Source organism: Pseudoalteromonas sp. S4492, from assembly GCF_005886115.1.
GTDB classification, from domain to species: domain Bacteria; phylum Pseudomonadota; class Gammaproteobacteria; order Enterobacterales; family Alteromonadaceae; genus Pseudoalteromonas; species Pseudoalteromonas gelatinilytica.
Genome location: NZ_PNCP01000055.1, coordinates 1 through 14,195 on the forward strand (window position 1 = coordinate 1; position 14,195 = coordinate 14,195).

Genomic DNA, 14,195 nt, shown 5'->3' on the forward strand with positions numbered 1-14,195 from the left:
AACCCGCTTAATTAAGTAGTCTATTTTGAGGCAATAAAACCTCGTTGATAGCAAGGCAAAAATTTCGTTATTTAGTTGTTCTAAATGAGAAATTTTTAACGCAGTTAGCGACAGGTTTGATCCCTCAAAATGATTAAGTATTATTGCGGGTTGGTATTAACCTGGTAAATCCAGTCTAAGGCTTGGGTAATCGTTGTTGGGAATGCAGTTGCATGGCGTGCCTGAGGGATAACAAATAAATTTGTTGTGACCAGCGCGCCGCTTTGTTTATTAACTTTATCTGCTAATTGCCTCGCACCCGACACCATTTTTTCACCTTCACTTTCTTCAAGTTCACCCACTGCGATGTAAACTTTTGTTGTGTTGACAGCTGGTTTTACAGCCATAGCTAATATTGAGTTTTCTTTAAACCACACTGAAGGACTGCCGATAATGTAACTTGAAAAAAGCGAAGGCTCAGTAAATAAGGTGAAGGCTGCAAATAAACCACCAAGCGAGTTACCAACTAGTGTACTTTTTTGATTTGTTCTGTAGTGAGCCTTAATGTATGGCACTACGGTATGTTTTAGATAGTTTAGATACTGGCTTGCTCCGCCCGTTTTACGCTGCCAACTGCTATCTTCAAACGGCGTGTAGTCATAAATACGACTATTAAGCCCTGACACACCATTTTGGTATCCTACTGCAACGATAATTACCTCTTCTATAGCCCCCGAATTCATCATAAAGCGACTAGCACCAGAGGCAATCGGTAAACTGTAGTTTGCATCTAGCAGATAAACAACTGGGTAGCGCTTCTGGTTTTGTTTTTGGTAGCTACGTGGCAATTTAATAGTAATGGGGTATTCGTTTTCGGTTTGTTTATCTTTAAGCAACACAGTATTAGTGCGCGGCAGAGTAAATGGCTCAGCATGGCTTACAGAGCTCACGCCCAAAACACTGGTCACAAAAACGAGCAATATATAAGGCATAGTTAATCCTTTAACCACTTCTTAATTGGTAGCAGCCACTCATCTTTTGGCCTATAAAATGCACCATGGGAGAGGCCTGTGTTGATGCTTATTTCTTCGAACTTAGTTACGTCACTTCTATCAACTAAAAATTGGCAAGAGCCAACCTGATCTGAGCGCTCAAAGATAGAATACACCTTGCCGTAGGCCTTAACTGATGTGTGATTTTTTATAAGGCCTGCACACCCTGCCAATATAATTAAGTTGATATGTGTGCGTTTAAGTTCATTGGCTGCCAGTATCGATAATGCCCCGCCCCGTGAAAAACCAACTAAACTAATGTTCGACTCAGCAACACCGGCACTGATCAATGCTTCTACATCTGCAGCGAGCTTTTTCGCAAACACAAAAGGTTCAGTGTCTTTTGGCCTGTGATAGGCAATTAAATGATAGCTCTCATCTGCCAATGCTTCTTTTACAGCAATAAAATCATACACCCCAAAGGTTTTGTGAACAGGCTTAGGGTTTGTCCCTTCGACAATAAAACCATGTGAATAAAAAACATAGTGACCATGTGGGTCAATTTCTGTCGGAAACTGACTGTAAATAGTGCCCGCAAAAGCAGGCAAAACCCAACAAGCCCAGAGTAAAAGTACAGTTCGTAACACAAGCATCCCTTTAAAAAATCACAATACACTCATTAGAAGATACTAACATGTTAAAAAATAATACCTTAGTGAAAAGTCAGCCCTATTTTTAGTCATTAGAATCCAGGATTAAATTAATGACCAGATGCTTAAAAACATTTAAAACAGCAAGTTTCAACTTGAGGTAAATTCATGGAATTTCAGAATCAACCTGCAAATAATTTTATGACAACGCTGTCAATTAATTATAAAAGGGCGTATTGTAAAAAAGAAGATAAAATAACCATCACTTTTAGACGTCTAGACGTTGAAAAAACAAATTCTAAGGCGTAGTATGTTCGTAATCTGAGTTGGACTCACATTTTTCATGAGATTTTTTAAAGATGATTGATATAAAGCACCTAAAAACCATAGCGACCCTCAAAGAAACAGGCTCTTTGGTCAATACCGCCCGTGAGTTATTTTTAACTCAATCGGCTTTATCGCATCAAATTAAAGATCTTGAGAATAAGTTAGATTGCCAACTATTCGAGCGTAAGACACAGCCTGTGCGTTTTACTCCGCAAGGTATGCTACTTCTTGAGCTCGCCAATGAGGTGTTGCCACGAGTTGAAGCGACAAAGTGTCGTTTAAAAGAAAGCCTTAATCAGCCAATTTCAAATTTACGTTTAAGTGTTGAGTGTCATGCCTGCTTTCATTGGTTGCTCCCAACCATCAAAGAATTTAATAACTTTTGGCCAGATATTAAAATTGATTACGAGCGCGGCTTTAGTTACGACGCCATTCCAGATTTAATTAATGATGAATTAGATCTAGTGCTGACTTCTGATATTCGTGAACCCGATCAGCTTGAGTATGCTCACCTATTTGATTTTAAATTAAAGCTGATAGTCGCACCGGATCATGAGTTGGCAAAAAAAGCCTATGTCACCGCCCTTGATTTAAAAAACGAAACAATTATTTCGTACCCTATTCCGCGTGAGCGCCAAGATATCTTTAAACATTTTATTCAAAATGCACGCTTTGATGGCACGCTTAAAACGGTTGACCAAGGCTTATTGATATTTCAATTAGTGAGTGCAGGTATGGGTGTTGCAGCATTACCAGACTGGCTAGTCACCCCTTATGAAAGCCAGGGGCTCATTAAGTCTATTCCGTTAGGTGCACTAGGCCTTACTCGCCCTATGTATTTAGCGATGAAAAAGAATATGAAAGATAACCCAGTTTATCGCCACTTTTTAAATACGTGTAAGCAAAATAACGGTCGCTAAAACAAGGCAAAATAACTAACATAGCTGCATCTGTTACAGACAATAATGTTGATACATGTTTGAAATTAAAAAGATCATTGGCTCTTTATTAATGCCCCTGCCGTTGCTCGGGCTGCTTACTTTAGTGATGGTATTTTTAGCCATTGCCCATAAACGCAAAGCACTCTATTTTGGCTTTGTTAGCATTTTAACTTTAATGCTGATAAGCACACCATATATTGGCCAGTCACTGATAGCTGCAAGCAATAACCCTGCATGGCAATTTAACCAAGCAAAACACCCTAAACTTGATAATATAGTGGTACTTGGCTGCTCTATAATGCCCAACTCGCGCCTTCAAGCAAACCACCAGTTAGGCGATTGTGCGCTTGCTCGATTACTTGAAGGTGTTAAACTTGCCCACCACTACCCAAATGCCACCCTCTATGTATCAGGAGGCGGCTTTGCTAATGCTACCAATAGCCAGCTCATGTTTGAGACAGCAAAAGCGCTTGGTATCTCAGCATCGAGAATTAAACAAAATCCTCTCGCCATGGACACCGCAGAAGAGGCGCAGCGACTTGCCATTTATTTAGTCGATAGAAAAACAGCGCTTGTCACCTCAGCGAGCCACATGCCGCGAGCGAAAGACTTATTTAATGCACAAGGTGTTGACGTGATCCCAGCGGCAACCGACTTTCAAGATTTTAGTCAGTATCCAACATATAAGCAGTTTATACCTGATGACGATGTACTTGTTGCAGTGACCAGAGTAGCGCATGAGAAAATTGGCAGTGCTTGGGTGAGTGTGCGCCGCTGGATTGATCCAGAGGCGCTGTAGACTTAATCAGACTGGATTGTCGATATCGATAAACGTTACATCAAAACCATGCTGCTCAGCTAAAAGCTCGCCTAAGGCTTTAATGCCATACCGCTCAGTCGCATGGTGCCCTGCTGCAAAAAAATCGATACCTTGCTCGCGTGAACTATGAATTGTTTGTTCAGAAGCCTCACCAGTGAGATAAGCATCAATCCCTTGGGCTGCCGCTAAATCAATATACCCTTGTCCGCCACCGGTGCACCAAGCGATGGTGTCGATTTTCTCTTTTCTTACCAAGCTTGTTAATGGTGCACGATTAAGTACTTGGGTAATTTTGTCGGCAAACTCTTCACCACTTAATGGGGTTTTTAAGCGCCCTTTTACCGGCACACTATTTGGACCAGATTCAAGCCCAGCAGTGAATTCAATATCAAGTAACTTTGCCAGTTGCGCGTTATTACCAATTTCAGGGTGTATATCTAACGGTAAATGATAGCCATATAAGTTAATATCATTATTTAAAAGCGCAGCAATACGGCGCTTTTTCATCCCCGTGATTGGCTGCGACTCGCCTTTCCAGAAATAGCCATGATGCACCAGAATCGTATCTGCATTTTCTGCAATCGCAGCATCAATCAATGCTTGGCTTGCTGTGACACCTGTCACTATTTTTTTTACTTCACTCGCCCCTTCAACTTGTAAGCCATTTGGACAAAAATCAGCGATTGAATCAGGTTTAAGAATGTCGTTTAATAATTGAGTAAATTGTTTGCGTTGCATATGGAAATCGTCCTTCAACCCTTTATTTTGTGCAAATTTTGGCGTTTATGGGTGAAAAATGGAAGGAAAATCGCAAAAAATTGAAAAGTAAGCTGAAAATAGGTATAAATATATATTCTTAATCTGTGTTTACAACGTATAGGGTCTCTGATGAGCAAACTAGACAAAACAGAAGTGTTAAATGCCTTCGAAGCAGCATACGAAGCAGCGAATGGTAAGAAACCTGAAATCACTACAAAACCTGGTTGGTATAGCATCGATGGTGGCAAAAACTTGCGCCTTGCTGATGTTGCAGCGCTGACTGAAGAGCTCACTTCTGGTAAAACAGCTGAGCCTAAAGCAGAAGAAGCACCAAAAGCACCAGCGAAAAAAACCAAAACTAAAACCGCTGCACCAGCTAAAACAGCTAAGAAAGCACCGTTTACTGTTGTTACAGCAAACGATGATGGTTACAAAGCTGAAGAGCTTTGGATTGTTAACCTAGCTGAAAAAGACCACGATTGTCGTTTACCGCGTGGTGTTGTGTAATTTAATTGCACTCATTCATTTTAAAAAACCGCTACTCGTTAGCGGTTTTTTTATGGGTATTCACTTGGCTCGTTATAATCCATTGACTAAAGCAGCCAAACAACACAATAAATACCGTACCGATTAATACGGGCATCACTAAAAAATCCCAGCTTTGCATAGATTGCATTATCAAAATTGGGTTTGCGCCTGCCGCTGGATGTACGGTATCTGTCAACATCATTAAGCTAATTGCCAGTCCTGTTGCTATAGAAATTTCAACAGGCCCTACACCGACATAATTTACAAATACAACACCGATTAATGCAGTCAAAAGATGCCCACCAATAACATTTTTCGCTTGCGCAAGCGGACTGTGTGGCACACCAAATACCAACACGGCAGTTGCACCAAACGGTGCCATCAACCACACACCGTAATGTCCTAGTTGCTGTAAATAGGCCAACACAAAAATTGCCATACAAGCAAACACACCCGCGATTGCCGCTTTAGTTACTTTATTATCCATTACACCTCCCAAAGTAGACCGAATTGTCTACCTCGCAAATGGTAGACAACTCGGTCTACTTCTGTCAAGCTATCATTAATCGCCAATTGAGATCTTGTTATGGATAAACGAACACATATTATTTTGACCGCCCTGTCACTTTTTTATCATAAAGGCATTCATAGTGTGGGAATAAACGAAATTATTAGTGTGGCCGGTGTCGCCAAAAAAACCATGTACCACCATTTCGCAAGTAAGGATGAATTGATACTCGCGTGCCTTAGTGAGCGTCATACCCGATTTTTAAATTGGTTAACGCATGCCACCAGCAAGGTAACAAGGCTTGAAGAGTTAAAAGTAGCGTTGATCAGCTGCCATGAAGCTTGGTTTAACTCTGAAGTAACTGAATTAGGTGATTTCAATGGCTGTTTATTTATCAATACTGCCGCTGAGTTTGCTGATCCTGCCAGCTCGATTAATCAAGCCTGCAAAGAGCATAAATTGGCAGTCCAGCAGTTAATAATACGGCGCTTATCAGCGTGTGAAAACATGGAAAGCTCGCAGCTCGACTCACAGAGCCACTATTTGATGACGCTTGTAGAAGGCATGATCTGCCAAGCAAAACTAGTAGGAATTAAACAGTTTCCTCATTTAAAGCAATAAATAAATTATAAAAAAAGCGGCACTATGGCCGCTTTCAGTTTAGATTTCCGCTTTGTTAAATTTCTTCAAAAAATAACTTTTCGCGTTTTTTCTCACCCACTTCGTTCATGGTGGCAGCATCAAATAAACGACCATTGATCATGGTGTAATCTATTTTATCTGTATCACGAATGTTAGTTAGCGGGTTACCGTCAATAACGATTAAATCGGCAAGTTTACCCGGCTCAAGAGAACCTATGTTGTTATCAAGACCAATGTATTTAGCAGGATCTAACGTTGCTGCACGAATTGCTTGAAGTGGTGTCATACCACCTTGCGCAAACATCCAAATTTCCCAATGTGCCGCTAAACCCTCACGTTGACCATGAGCACCTAGGTTTACTAAAACACCTAAGTCTTGCAGCTCTTTGGCAACACGCGCATTGTTAAAGTGGTTATAGTGATGATCGGGAGCCTTAACACGACGCATTGAACGAGGTAAAAGCTGATTCTTTGGTACAAACTTACTTAAGCGTGGGTGATTCCACACATCCGTCTTGTCGTACCAATAATTTTCACCCCAAATACCACCGTATGCAACACCCAGAGTTGGCGTGTAACCTACGTCACTTTGAGACCAAAGCTGGCGAATATCATCGTAAATATTGGCAACAGGAATTGAGTGTTCAATACCCGTATGACCATCAACGACCATAGTTAAGTTGTGCTGCAGTAATGAACCGCCTTCTGGCACAACCATCATTTCAAGTTCACGACCTGCTTCAATAACTTGCTGGCGCTGTTCACGGCGTGGTTGGTTATAGGATTTAACGCTAAACGCGCCCACTTTCTTTAAGCGCTCAAGATGGAACTTAGCATCTTCTAACGAATCAATATGTGATGTATAACCTGGCATATTCGCACCATATAAAATGGTACCCGTTGAGAAAATACGAGGAGCGACAATCATGCCCGCTTTTTGCATTTCGCTTGCAGCAAAAATCTCAGTGGTGTCGTTTGATGGATCGTGAATCGTTGTCACGCCTAACGCTAAGCCCGCTAAGTTCTTCCAATTTTGCTGTGGAATGATCTCATCGCTACCTTGCGAGCCGTGAGCATGCGCATCAACAATACCCGGCATAATCGTCTTACCAGTTACATCAATTACTTCTGCGCCTTTAGGAATAGCAACACTGTCTTTACTACCAACCGCTTTAATATGCTTACCATCAGTAACAATAACGCCGTTTTCAATGACCTGCTCACCGTTCATGGTGATAATGCGTGCGCCAGTTAATGCAAATACTGATTTAGGCTCCGCCATGGTTTTTGTAAAACCAATGTTATCGCCACTTTTAACTTTAAAATCAGTCTCTGCATTTTGGTTAATATCAAATAAACCCGCTAGGCTTGCATGATATAACTCAGGACCTAAGCTCCAATAAAGTTTATCGCTTGTGCCACTCCAGCTGATGTTTTCACCTGCGCGAACAGAAAGCTGCTCAATTGGGAATTGGCTATCTTTCGGGCCAATATTAATGGTTTTGCCACGCTCAACAAATGGCGTAACAAATACCTTAAAACGCTCTGCAAACGCTAAGTACTCACCATCTGGTGATACTCTAAACTCTGTTGCATGTTCTGATTCATAAAGTTTGCGAACTTGTTTTGATTCAAGCTCAACAACGCTCAATGTTGGTTTTGGCCAAGGGCTCATCACATAAATACGGTCGTTTGCTGCACCAAACTGCGGCTGATAACCTGATTTAGTGATAAGTGTTGAATCACCGCCTTTGGCACTTACAGAGTAAATACCCGGCTCTAGTGACCATGTTGGGTTAAGAATACTGCCGCCGGATGCTTTACGGTAAACAACTGTTTTACCATCTGGGCTAAATGTTGGCTCTACGTATTTACCTGGCTCTTTGGTAAGGGTATCGCCACGGCCACCGCGTGCAGACACAACACGTACCGAGCCCTGCTCGTTATCATCCCATGTGGTGTAAACAATCTTCTTACCATCACGAGAGAATTGCGGGAATAATTCAAAGTGGTCGTCTTGCTTAGTCAGACGCTTTACTTTGCCAGACTCTAAATCACGCTTATAGATATGACCAAGCGCTTCAAAAATAGCCGTTTCACCATCTGGTGAAATTTGTACATTACGCAGCATTTTCACATCAAAATTATCGCTATCAATGTTTTGTGTAAAACGCACGGCTTTTTGAATTTGCTTATTAGTTTCAACTTTAAATGGAATAGTCGAGACAGACTTATCATCCACGTCTAGCTTATGAATTGACCCACCCGCCCAAAAGACCAGTTGTTCGTTATCTGGTGTCCAAGCAATTGTTGGGTATACACCATGGATAGCCCATGTCTCTTGCATGTCGCGCTCAAGCTCGCCATACAGCTTGGTATGCTCACCAGTATGAAGATCATATAAGTACAAGCTTGTTTGGAAATCATCGCGCTTGATATACGCAAGTTTTTTACCATCTGGTGAAGGTGTCGGTCGAATAGCCCCACCCATGCCATCAATGATAGTTTCAATCTCGCCGGTTTCACGGTCGTAGCGTTTAATTTTATAAATGCCCGCTACAGAATCTTTGGAGTAATGGAATGTTTTACCCGGCGTTGCATCATGCGAAAAATAAACATAACGACCATCAGGTGAGAACATCGGCTCGCCTAAGTCTTTTTGGTCGTTTTCACGTGCAGTTAGCTGTACACCTTTACCACCCGCTTTGTGGTAAAGCCATACTTCACCAGCGCCTAAAGAGCGGCTTGCCGTAAAGTGCTTACGTGCTACTAAGTAGTCGCCATCAGGACTCCAAGCAGGACTATTTAACAAACGAAATGTTTCGTTCGTGACTGCTTTTTGGTTTTCGCCATTTAAATCCATAACCCAAATGTTGTCGCCGCCACCTTGGTCTGAAGTGAATGCAATGTGCTTACCATCGGGGCTAAAGCGTGGTTGCATTTGCCATGCAATATCACTGGTTAATTGCGTTGCAGTGCCACCTGACATTGGCATTGTATAAATATCGCCGAGTAGGTCAAACACCACTGTTTTACCATCAGGGCTAATATCTACGTTCATCCACGTGCCCTGCTCAACACTAATTTTAGCGTCTAGGAATTGCCCTTTAGGTGCGTCCACCTGCCATTTGTCATCATTTGCTTGCTCTGCTGCTACTTGCCCTGTAAGAGCAAGTGAAATCGATACAGCCAGCACTGTATGAAGCATTTTCTTCATTGAAATCTCACTTATTATTGTTTTGCTTATATGCACACTTTTAGGATTGCACCAAATAGCATAGCAAGATTCCAGCAATTCGTGTTAAACAAACGTAAATAGTCGACTAATGCCACGCAATCGGATCAAACTGATAAAAGCCAACCAGTAAATGATAAATTTCAGGGTCAAACTGCCTGAGTTCGGCGGGTTTTTCTAAAAAGGTTTCTGTAATAACAGCAAAAAATTCTGCCTCGTTGGTCGCGCCATAACTATGAATAACATGCGGCATGCCATAAGCTAAATGGGTTTTGAGTTGATTAAAGGCGCGGCTAAATACTTTTGCCCACTTTTGATAATCTTCATTACTCGCAAGCATTGGCGTGCCTGTGGTTTTGCCTGTTTCTTGGTCGAGCTGATGGGCAAATTCGTGAAACACTAGATTATGACCATCGCTTGGCAAGCGGTTCCCCTCAAGTACATCATGCCAGCTCAATACCAAGGTTCCACCCGGCCATGATTCACCTTGGCGAATGGTATTGTGATAACTGACCAGCCCAGCATTATCGCGGGAGGTTTGCGGAGCATAATACGCGCTTGGGTATAACAGGATCTCTTTTACATTACGATACAATGGCCACGGTTTATTGAGCACTAAAACACAGGCATCGGCTGCTACAATCAACTTCATTGCATCATTAAGCTCAAGGCCATCACAGCCAATAAAACGTTTTTCATTTAAAAACCAAACGATATGACGTTCTAGCTTTTCGCGGTCGGCATCCGTCATCTTTCGATAGATGGGCATATAATTTAACAACAAATTTTTTTGCTGAGCATTGAGGGTATTATTGAGGTATTTTTTCTGCCAAAAGTGATTACGAATGTCGTCCCAGCGCCAGTAACACACAACAAAAATTATTAAAAAAAGTATCAAAACTAGGTTAAGCATTACTATCGCCTAAAAAACAATCTTGATACTTTAATGTGTGCAAACAAAAAAAGATCAATTGTTTACACACATTTTTATTTTAACGCTGATTAATCAAGCGCAATACAGCCTTGATTATAAATAAAAATTTGGTTTCGACCGTTATTCTTTGCATTGTATAAAGCGTTGTCAGCATGTGATAGCAAGCGGTCATAATCAGCAACTTGCGTATTATCCGCCACACCAAAACTCACCGTCACAGAGAGTCCTTGCGCTAATTCTGAGAAATCGTAACCCGCTATCTCTAAACGGATAATTTCGCACAGTCTGGCGGCTTCTTCAGCGTTTTTGTAAGGGAACAACAGGGTAAATTCTTCACCGCCCCAACGCGCCGCATAGCCTTCATCAGGGAAATTCATACGCAGCAAACGAGCAATTTCACAAATTACTTTATCACCAATCAAGTGCGAGAAATTGTCATTAATCAGTTTGAAGTGATCAATATCCATAATCGCAATACTGAGTGTTTTATTATCACGTTGAAACTGATTAAAGTTTTCAGACAACCACATATCAAAGGCACGTCTGTTCGGTAATTGCGTTAATTGGTCATGATTCGCTAAATGAGCAAAGGCATCCGCTTGCGTTTGCAAATCATGCATTTGCTGTTCAACTTTTTCAGTTAACTCAATTTCAATGCGCTTGTAATGATATAGACGATACTTATAAATCACATAAGCAGTAAAGAGCACGGCAACTAAGATAAATAACTTAAAGCTGGTTTTTTGCCAAAAATAAGGGGCAATTTTAAATCGCAGTACTTGCTCATTATTTTGCCAATCACTATTTGGATACCCAGCGCGCACTTTAAAGGTATAGTCACCTGGCGGTAAATTGGTGTATTCGGTAATGGCCAAACGTCCCCGGTCTACCCATTGTTGGTTGTAACCACTTAATTGAGTTTGGTAGTTTAACCGCCCCGGCATGATAAAACTAAGCCCTGCGTAATTAAACGAAACACGAGAAACCCCAGCAGGTAAGCTCAACACCTCATTGCCAACTGGTAAAGTCATGGGTTTGCCATCGACTTCAAAGCTTTCAATAACGGTCGATAAACGGCGTTTACTGGCTTCTTTTAAGCGTTCTGGTGTCGCAATAGCGACGCCTTTGGCTGTTGCAACCCATACTTGACCATCTGAATGAAGCACAGCAGCCGGGTTTGAACCGCCATTTGCTTGCGCGCTTAGCATGCCATCGCCTTCATCATAAAGCTGCATCGAAACACTCATTGGTTGAACTTTTTCAGGGTTATCTAAAAGCGCAACTAACTGAGCTTTGTTCACCTGAATAACACCGCGGTTACTGGTCAACCATAATGAGTCACCTTGCTCAATCACTTGGAACAGCTTATCAACCGGTAAACCTTGATCTCGACCAAACAAGCTCATTTTATCTGTACTGAGATTGTAACGAACAAGGCCTCTATCGGTTGCAAGCCACATTTTATCGCCATCTAAGTAAAAGCCGAATGCATACTCAGTACTGAACTGCTTTGGAAACTCGAGAGTTTTAAATTGCTTAGTAGCTGGGTCATAAATGGACACCCCCACTCCCGTGCCGACCCATAACCTGCTATGGTCATCCTCAACAAGGGCCATAATAAAATCACCAATTAAGCCATCTTCGGTGGTGAATAATTCAGTTTGCCCAGCAGGGTCTATTTTGGTTAAACCACCGGCGGTGCCAATCCATAAGTTATCCGCTTTATCAAAAAACACAGCGCGAACTTCGTTGCTGATCAGGCCATTACTGCGGTTTTTTACGGGATAAATTTGCCCATTGACCACTTTCATTAAACCGGCAGTGTAAGTACCAACCCATACTCCACCCTGCTTATCTTCAGTTAAACTTAATACGGATAGCGGATCTTTTTCATAAGCTTGAATAAGGGTGGTGAGCTTGCCATTTTCAATACGATTTAAGCCATTACTACTGCCCACCCATAAGCTGCCATCAGAATGTGATAACACGGTACGCACATAGTTAGATGCAAGCCCACGGCTTTGACTCCAGTTTGTAAATGGCGCTTCACGCAAGCGAAATAATCCCGCATTTGTACCAACCCAAATACTTTTTTCGCGGTCTTGTAGTAAAGATAAAATACGGTTGTTGGGTAAGCCATCGTCTGCGGCTAAGTTTTCAAGGCCTAAACTGCTGAGTCTGAACACCCCTTTATTGATGGTGCCAAACCACAAATCGCCCTGCGCATCTTCTAGTAAGCTGGCAATTGATTCGTTATTAAGCACAGGGTTAATAGCAACAAACTTTTCGTTTTGTTTTTGCCATGCTCCTTTTTCAGTGCCGACAATTAAAGTGCCCGACTGAGTAAGTAATAAGGTAAACACAGAGGCATTAGGGAGCCCAGAGTCTTCACTGATCTTACTGACTTGCATATCATTTATTTGATAAAGACCATCACTGGTGGCAGCCCAAATCACGCCTGTTTTGTCTTGTAAAAGACGGTACGCGCTTAGCTTATCAAGCAGTTTTTGTTCAGTGGCAGTTTCAGAAGCGCGGTAAACAATACCTTGCCCTTCAAGTGCCAGCCAAAGCTCACCTTGTTCAGTAACAAGTGCATGATTAACCATGGCTGATGAACTTGGTAATGCTCGCCACCCCCCTTGTGAGCGAAGCGCAATGCCACCACGAGCACCCACGATATATAAATCGCCATTTTCCATTGCAATAAGGCTGCGTAGGCCAGAATCAGGTAAGCCAGGAATTTCGGTTCGAGTAAAGAGTTTAAACTCGCGACCATTAAAACGAGCAAGTCCTTCCCAAGTCGCTATCCAGATATATCCATCTTTGGTTTGCGTGACACCATTAATACTATTGTGAGGAAGGCCAGCGCGCGTACTCCAAGTCTCGGTAAAATAATCACTCAGAGAGAGACGTGCAGAATCTGCAAAAGCGCTGAAACAAAAGAAAAGAAAAATACAACTAACTACCCGCACCATAAAACTAAAACCCTGATATTTATTATCGTTCTATTCAGTGATGTAGCTCTGTGAAGCCAAAGTCATCCCTAACTTCAGATAATACTACATTAGTTGCAATTTTTACTCACTTTAATGACATTTAGCAACAATCAATTACAAAAATTCGCAATTTTTTCTTGCAAAATTTTCACAAATCTCGCTACATGCAAACCATCCATTAAGGCATGATGCACATCAATTGAGAGCGGCATTTTGCCAGTTTGTGAGTCATACTGACCAAACACAAACTTAGGAATACCAAGGCCATGCCCCTCACTCACTGCGTGGGCAAACCCAGTAAAGTTTAACCATGGAAGCACTGAGATATGAATAAGATCAGGCTGCCCTTCTGTTGCAGCAAATGCATCAGAAAAAAATGGTTTTGCTTTACTCGCATTTCCCACTTCATTGGCATGTTTTGAAAAGTCTGCCATCGACGCTTGTTTTTCAAAATAACTAAAGCGGAATGTTTCATCTTCTGCCAACTCTACCACACTGCCACGCACAGATGACAACTGTACGGGTAAAGAATCAATGATACGTTGGCGCATTGGCGCATACTCATGACATGCTTCAAGCGTTAGATAAACATAGCTGTGAAAGAACGAATAAGGTTCTGCTTTGCACTTGTTGTAGAGAGCTGCCATGTCGAGGGAAACACACACATTAAAATATGGCAGAGAAAATTCGTTGAAAAAAGCGAAATGCTGTTTACGAGGCCAAGTATCAAGATTGATTGGGGTTATTTCACAAGGCTGAGTTTTCATTAGGCGTCCTCGAGATTTAAAAACCGAGTGTACCGAGATAGTGAGCCTTCGTCATTTTGTTGCGATAAATAACAGAGACAAAAAAGGTGCGTTCTGCGTGGGCTGATACTTTATTAG

General features: G+C 41.9%; 12 protein-coding genes. 4 read left to right on the forward strand and 8 right to left on the reverse strand.

All coding sequences use genetic code 11. From position 1 onward, the window contains the following. Positions 1 to 140: 140 nt before the first annotated feature. Together CWC28_RS17735 and CWC28_RS17740 are read right to left on the reverse strand one after the other, a co-directional pair. On the reverse strand, positions 141 to 971 hold the full coding sequence (locus tag CWC28_RS17735; protein WP_063705992.1) for an alpha/beta hydrolase: 831 nt from the start codon (positions 969 to 971) through the stop codon (positions 141 to 143). 2 nt (positions 972 to 973) lie between these two features. Next, entirely contained in the window at positions 974 to 1,618 is a 645-nt protein-coding gene (locus CWC28_RS17740; RefSeq protein ID WP_234003520.1) for a dienelactone hydrolase family protein, read from the reverse strand. Between the two features lie 362 nt (positions 1,619 to 1,980). Here CWC28_RS17740 and CWC28_RS17745 point away from each other — a divergent pair, with 362 nt between their 5' ends. Together CWC28_RS17745 and CWC28_RS17750 are read left to right on the forward strand one after the other, a co-directional pair. Then, positions 1,981 to 2,868: a LysR substrate-binding domain-containing protein gene (locus CWC28_RS17745; RefSeq protein ID WP_054551603.1), complete on the forward strand. Its 888-nt coding sequence runs from the start codon at positions 1,981 to 1,983 to the stop codon at positions 2,866 to 2,868. Positions 2,869 to 2,923: 55 nt separating this feature from the next. Continuing rightward, positions 2,924 to 3,688, forward strand: a complete 765-nt coding sequence (locus CWC28_RS17750) for a YdcF family protein (protein WP_063705997.1) — start codon at positions 2,924 to 2,926, stop codon at positions 3,686 to 3,688. A gap of 6 nt (positions 3,689 to 3,694) precedes the next feature. Here the strand turns inward: CWC28_RS17750 and CWC28_RS17755 are convergent, their stop codons facing one another. After that, positions 3,695 to 4,447 carry a Nif3-like dinuclear metal center hexameric protein gene (locus CWC28_RS17755; RefSeq protein WP_063705999.1) on the reverse strand — a complete coding sequence of 251 codons (753 nt, stop codon included), beginning with the start codon at positions 4,445 to 4,447 and terminating at the stop codon, positions 3,695 to 3,697. Positions 4,448 to 4,597: 150 nt separating this feature from the next. Between CWC28_RS17755 and CWC28_RS17760 the strand changes: the two genes are divergently transcribed. Next, complete coding sequence (locus tag CWC28_RS17760) at positions 4,598 to 4,975, forward strand: hypothetical protein (protein ID WP_063706001.1); 378 nt, start codon at positions 4,598 to 4,600, stop codon at positions 4,973 to 4,975. Positions 4,976 to 5,006: 31 nt separating this feature from the next. On the opposite strand, the gene CWC28_RS17765 is transcribed toward CWC28_RS17760, so the two are convergent. Then, positions 5,007 to 5,483 (reverse strand): HPP family protein, encoded by a 477-nt coding sequence (locus tag CWC28_RS17765; protein ID WP_063706003.1) that lies wholly within the window; start codon positions 5,481 to 5,483, stop codon positions 5,007 to 5,009. A gap of 99 nt (positions 5,484 to 5,582) precedes the next feature. Here CWC28_RS17765 and CWC28_RS17770 point away from each other — a divergent pair, with 99 nt between their 5' ends. Continuing rightward, positions 5,583 to 6,125 (forward strand): TetR/AcrR family transcriptional regulator, encoded by a 543-nt coding sequence (locus CWC28_RS17770; RefSeq protein ID WP_063706006.1) that lies wholly within the window; start codon positions 5,583 to 5,585, stop codon positions 6,123 to 6,125. A 55-nt stretch (positions 6,126 to 6,180) separates the two neighbouring features. Here the strand turns inward: CWC28_RS17770 and CWC28_RS17775 are convergent, their stop codons facing one another. From CWC28_RS17775 to CWC28_RS17790, 4 genes are all read right to left on the reverse strand, one after another. Then, positions 6,181 to 9,363 carry an amidohydrolase family protein gene (locus tag CWC28_RS17775; protein WP_063706008.1) on the reverse strand — a complete coding sequence of 1,061 codons (3,183 nt, stop codon included), beginning with the start codon at positions 9,361 to 9,363 and terminating at the stop codon, positions 6,181 to 6,183. Positions 9,364 to 9,469: 106 nt separating this feature from the next. Continuing rightward, complete coding sequence (locus CWC28_RS17780; protein ID WP_138625532.1) at positions 9,470 to 10,294, reverse strand: M90 family metallopeptidase; 825 nt, start codon at positions 10,292 to 10,294, stop codon at positions 9,470 to 9,472. Between the two features lie 89 nt (positions 10,295 to 10,383). Next, positions 10,384 to 13,290, reverse strand: coding sequence for a ligand-binding sensor domain-containing diguanylate cyclase (locus tag CWC28_RS17785; RefSeq protein ID WP_138625533.1), 2,907 nt, complete (start codon positions 13,288 to 13,290; stop codon positions 10,384 to 10,386). A gap of 131 nt (positions 13,291 to 13,421) precedes the next feature. After that, positions 13,422 to 14,078 carry a CatA-like O-acetyltransferase gene (locus CWC28_RS17790; protein WP_138625534.1) on the reverse strand — a complete coding sequence of 219 codons (657 nt, stop codon included), beginning with the start codon at positions 14,076 to 14,078 and terminating at the stop codon, positions 13,422 to 13,424. Between the last annotated feature and the right edge of the window lie 117 nt (positions 14,079 to 14,195).

Bases quoted from the DNA above. Each gene is read 5' to 3' on its own strand.
- CWC28_RS17735 (WP_063705992.1), bottom strand. From the start codon at position 971: ATGCCTTATATATTGCTCGTTTTTGTGACCAGTGTTTTGGGCGTGAGC.
- CWC28_RS17750 (WP_063705997.1), top strand. From the start codon at position 2,924: ATGTTTGAAATTAAAAAGATCATTGGCTCTTTATTAATGCCCCTGCCG.
- CWC28_RS17745 (WP_054551603.1), top strand. From the start codon at position 1,981: ATGATTGATATAAAGCACCTAAAAACCATAGCGACCCTCAAAGAAACA.
- CWC28_RS17790 (WP_138625534.1), bottom strand. From the start codon at position 14,078: ATGAAAACTCAGCCTTGTGAAATAACCCCAATCAATCTTGATACTTGG.
- CWC28_RS17775 (WP_063706008.1), bottom strand. From the start codon at position 9,363: ATGAAGAAAATGCTTCATACAGTGCTGGCTGTATCGATTTCACTTGCT.
- CWC28_RS17760 (WP_063706001.1), top strand. From the start codon at position 4,598: ATGAGCAAACTAGACAAAACAGAAGTGTTAAATGCCTTCGAAGCAGCA.
- CWC28_RS17780 (WP_138625532.1), bottom strand. From the start codon at position 10,294: ATGCTTAACCTAGTTTTGATACTTTTTTTAATAATTTTTGTTGTGTGT.
- CWC28_RS17765 (WP_063706003.1), bottom strand. From the start codon at position 5,483: ATGGATAATAAAGTAACTAAAGCGGCAATCGCGGGTGTGTTTGCTTGT.
- CWC28_RS17785 (WP_138625533.1), bottom strand. From the start codon at position 13,290: ATGGTGCGGGTAGTTAGTTGTATTTTTCTTTTCTTTTGTTTCAGCGCT.
- CWC28_RS17770 (WP_063706006.1), top strand. From the start codon at position 5,583: ATGGATAAACGAACACATATTATTTTGACCGCCCTGTCACTTTTTTAT.
- CWC28_RS17755 (WP_063705999.1), bottom strand. From the start codon at position 4,447: ATGCAACGCAAACAATTTACTCAATTATTAAACGACATTCTTAAACCT.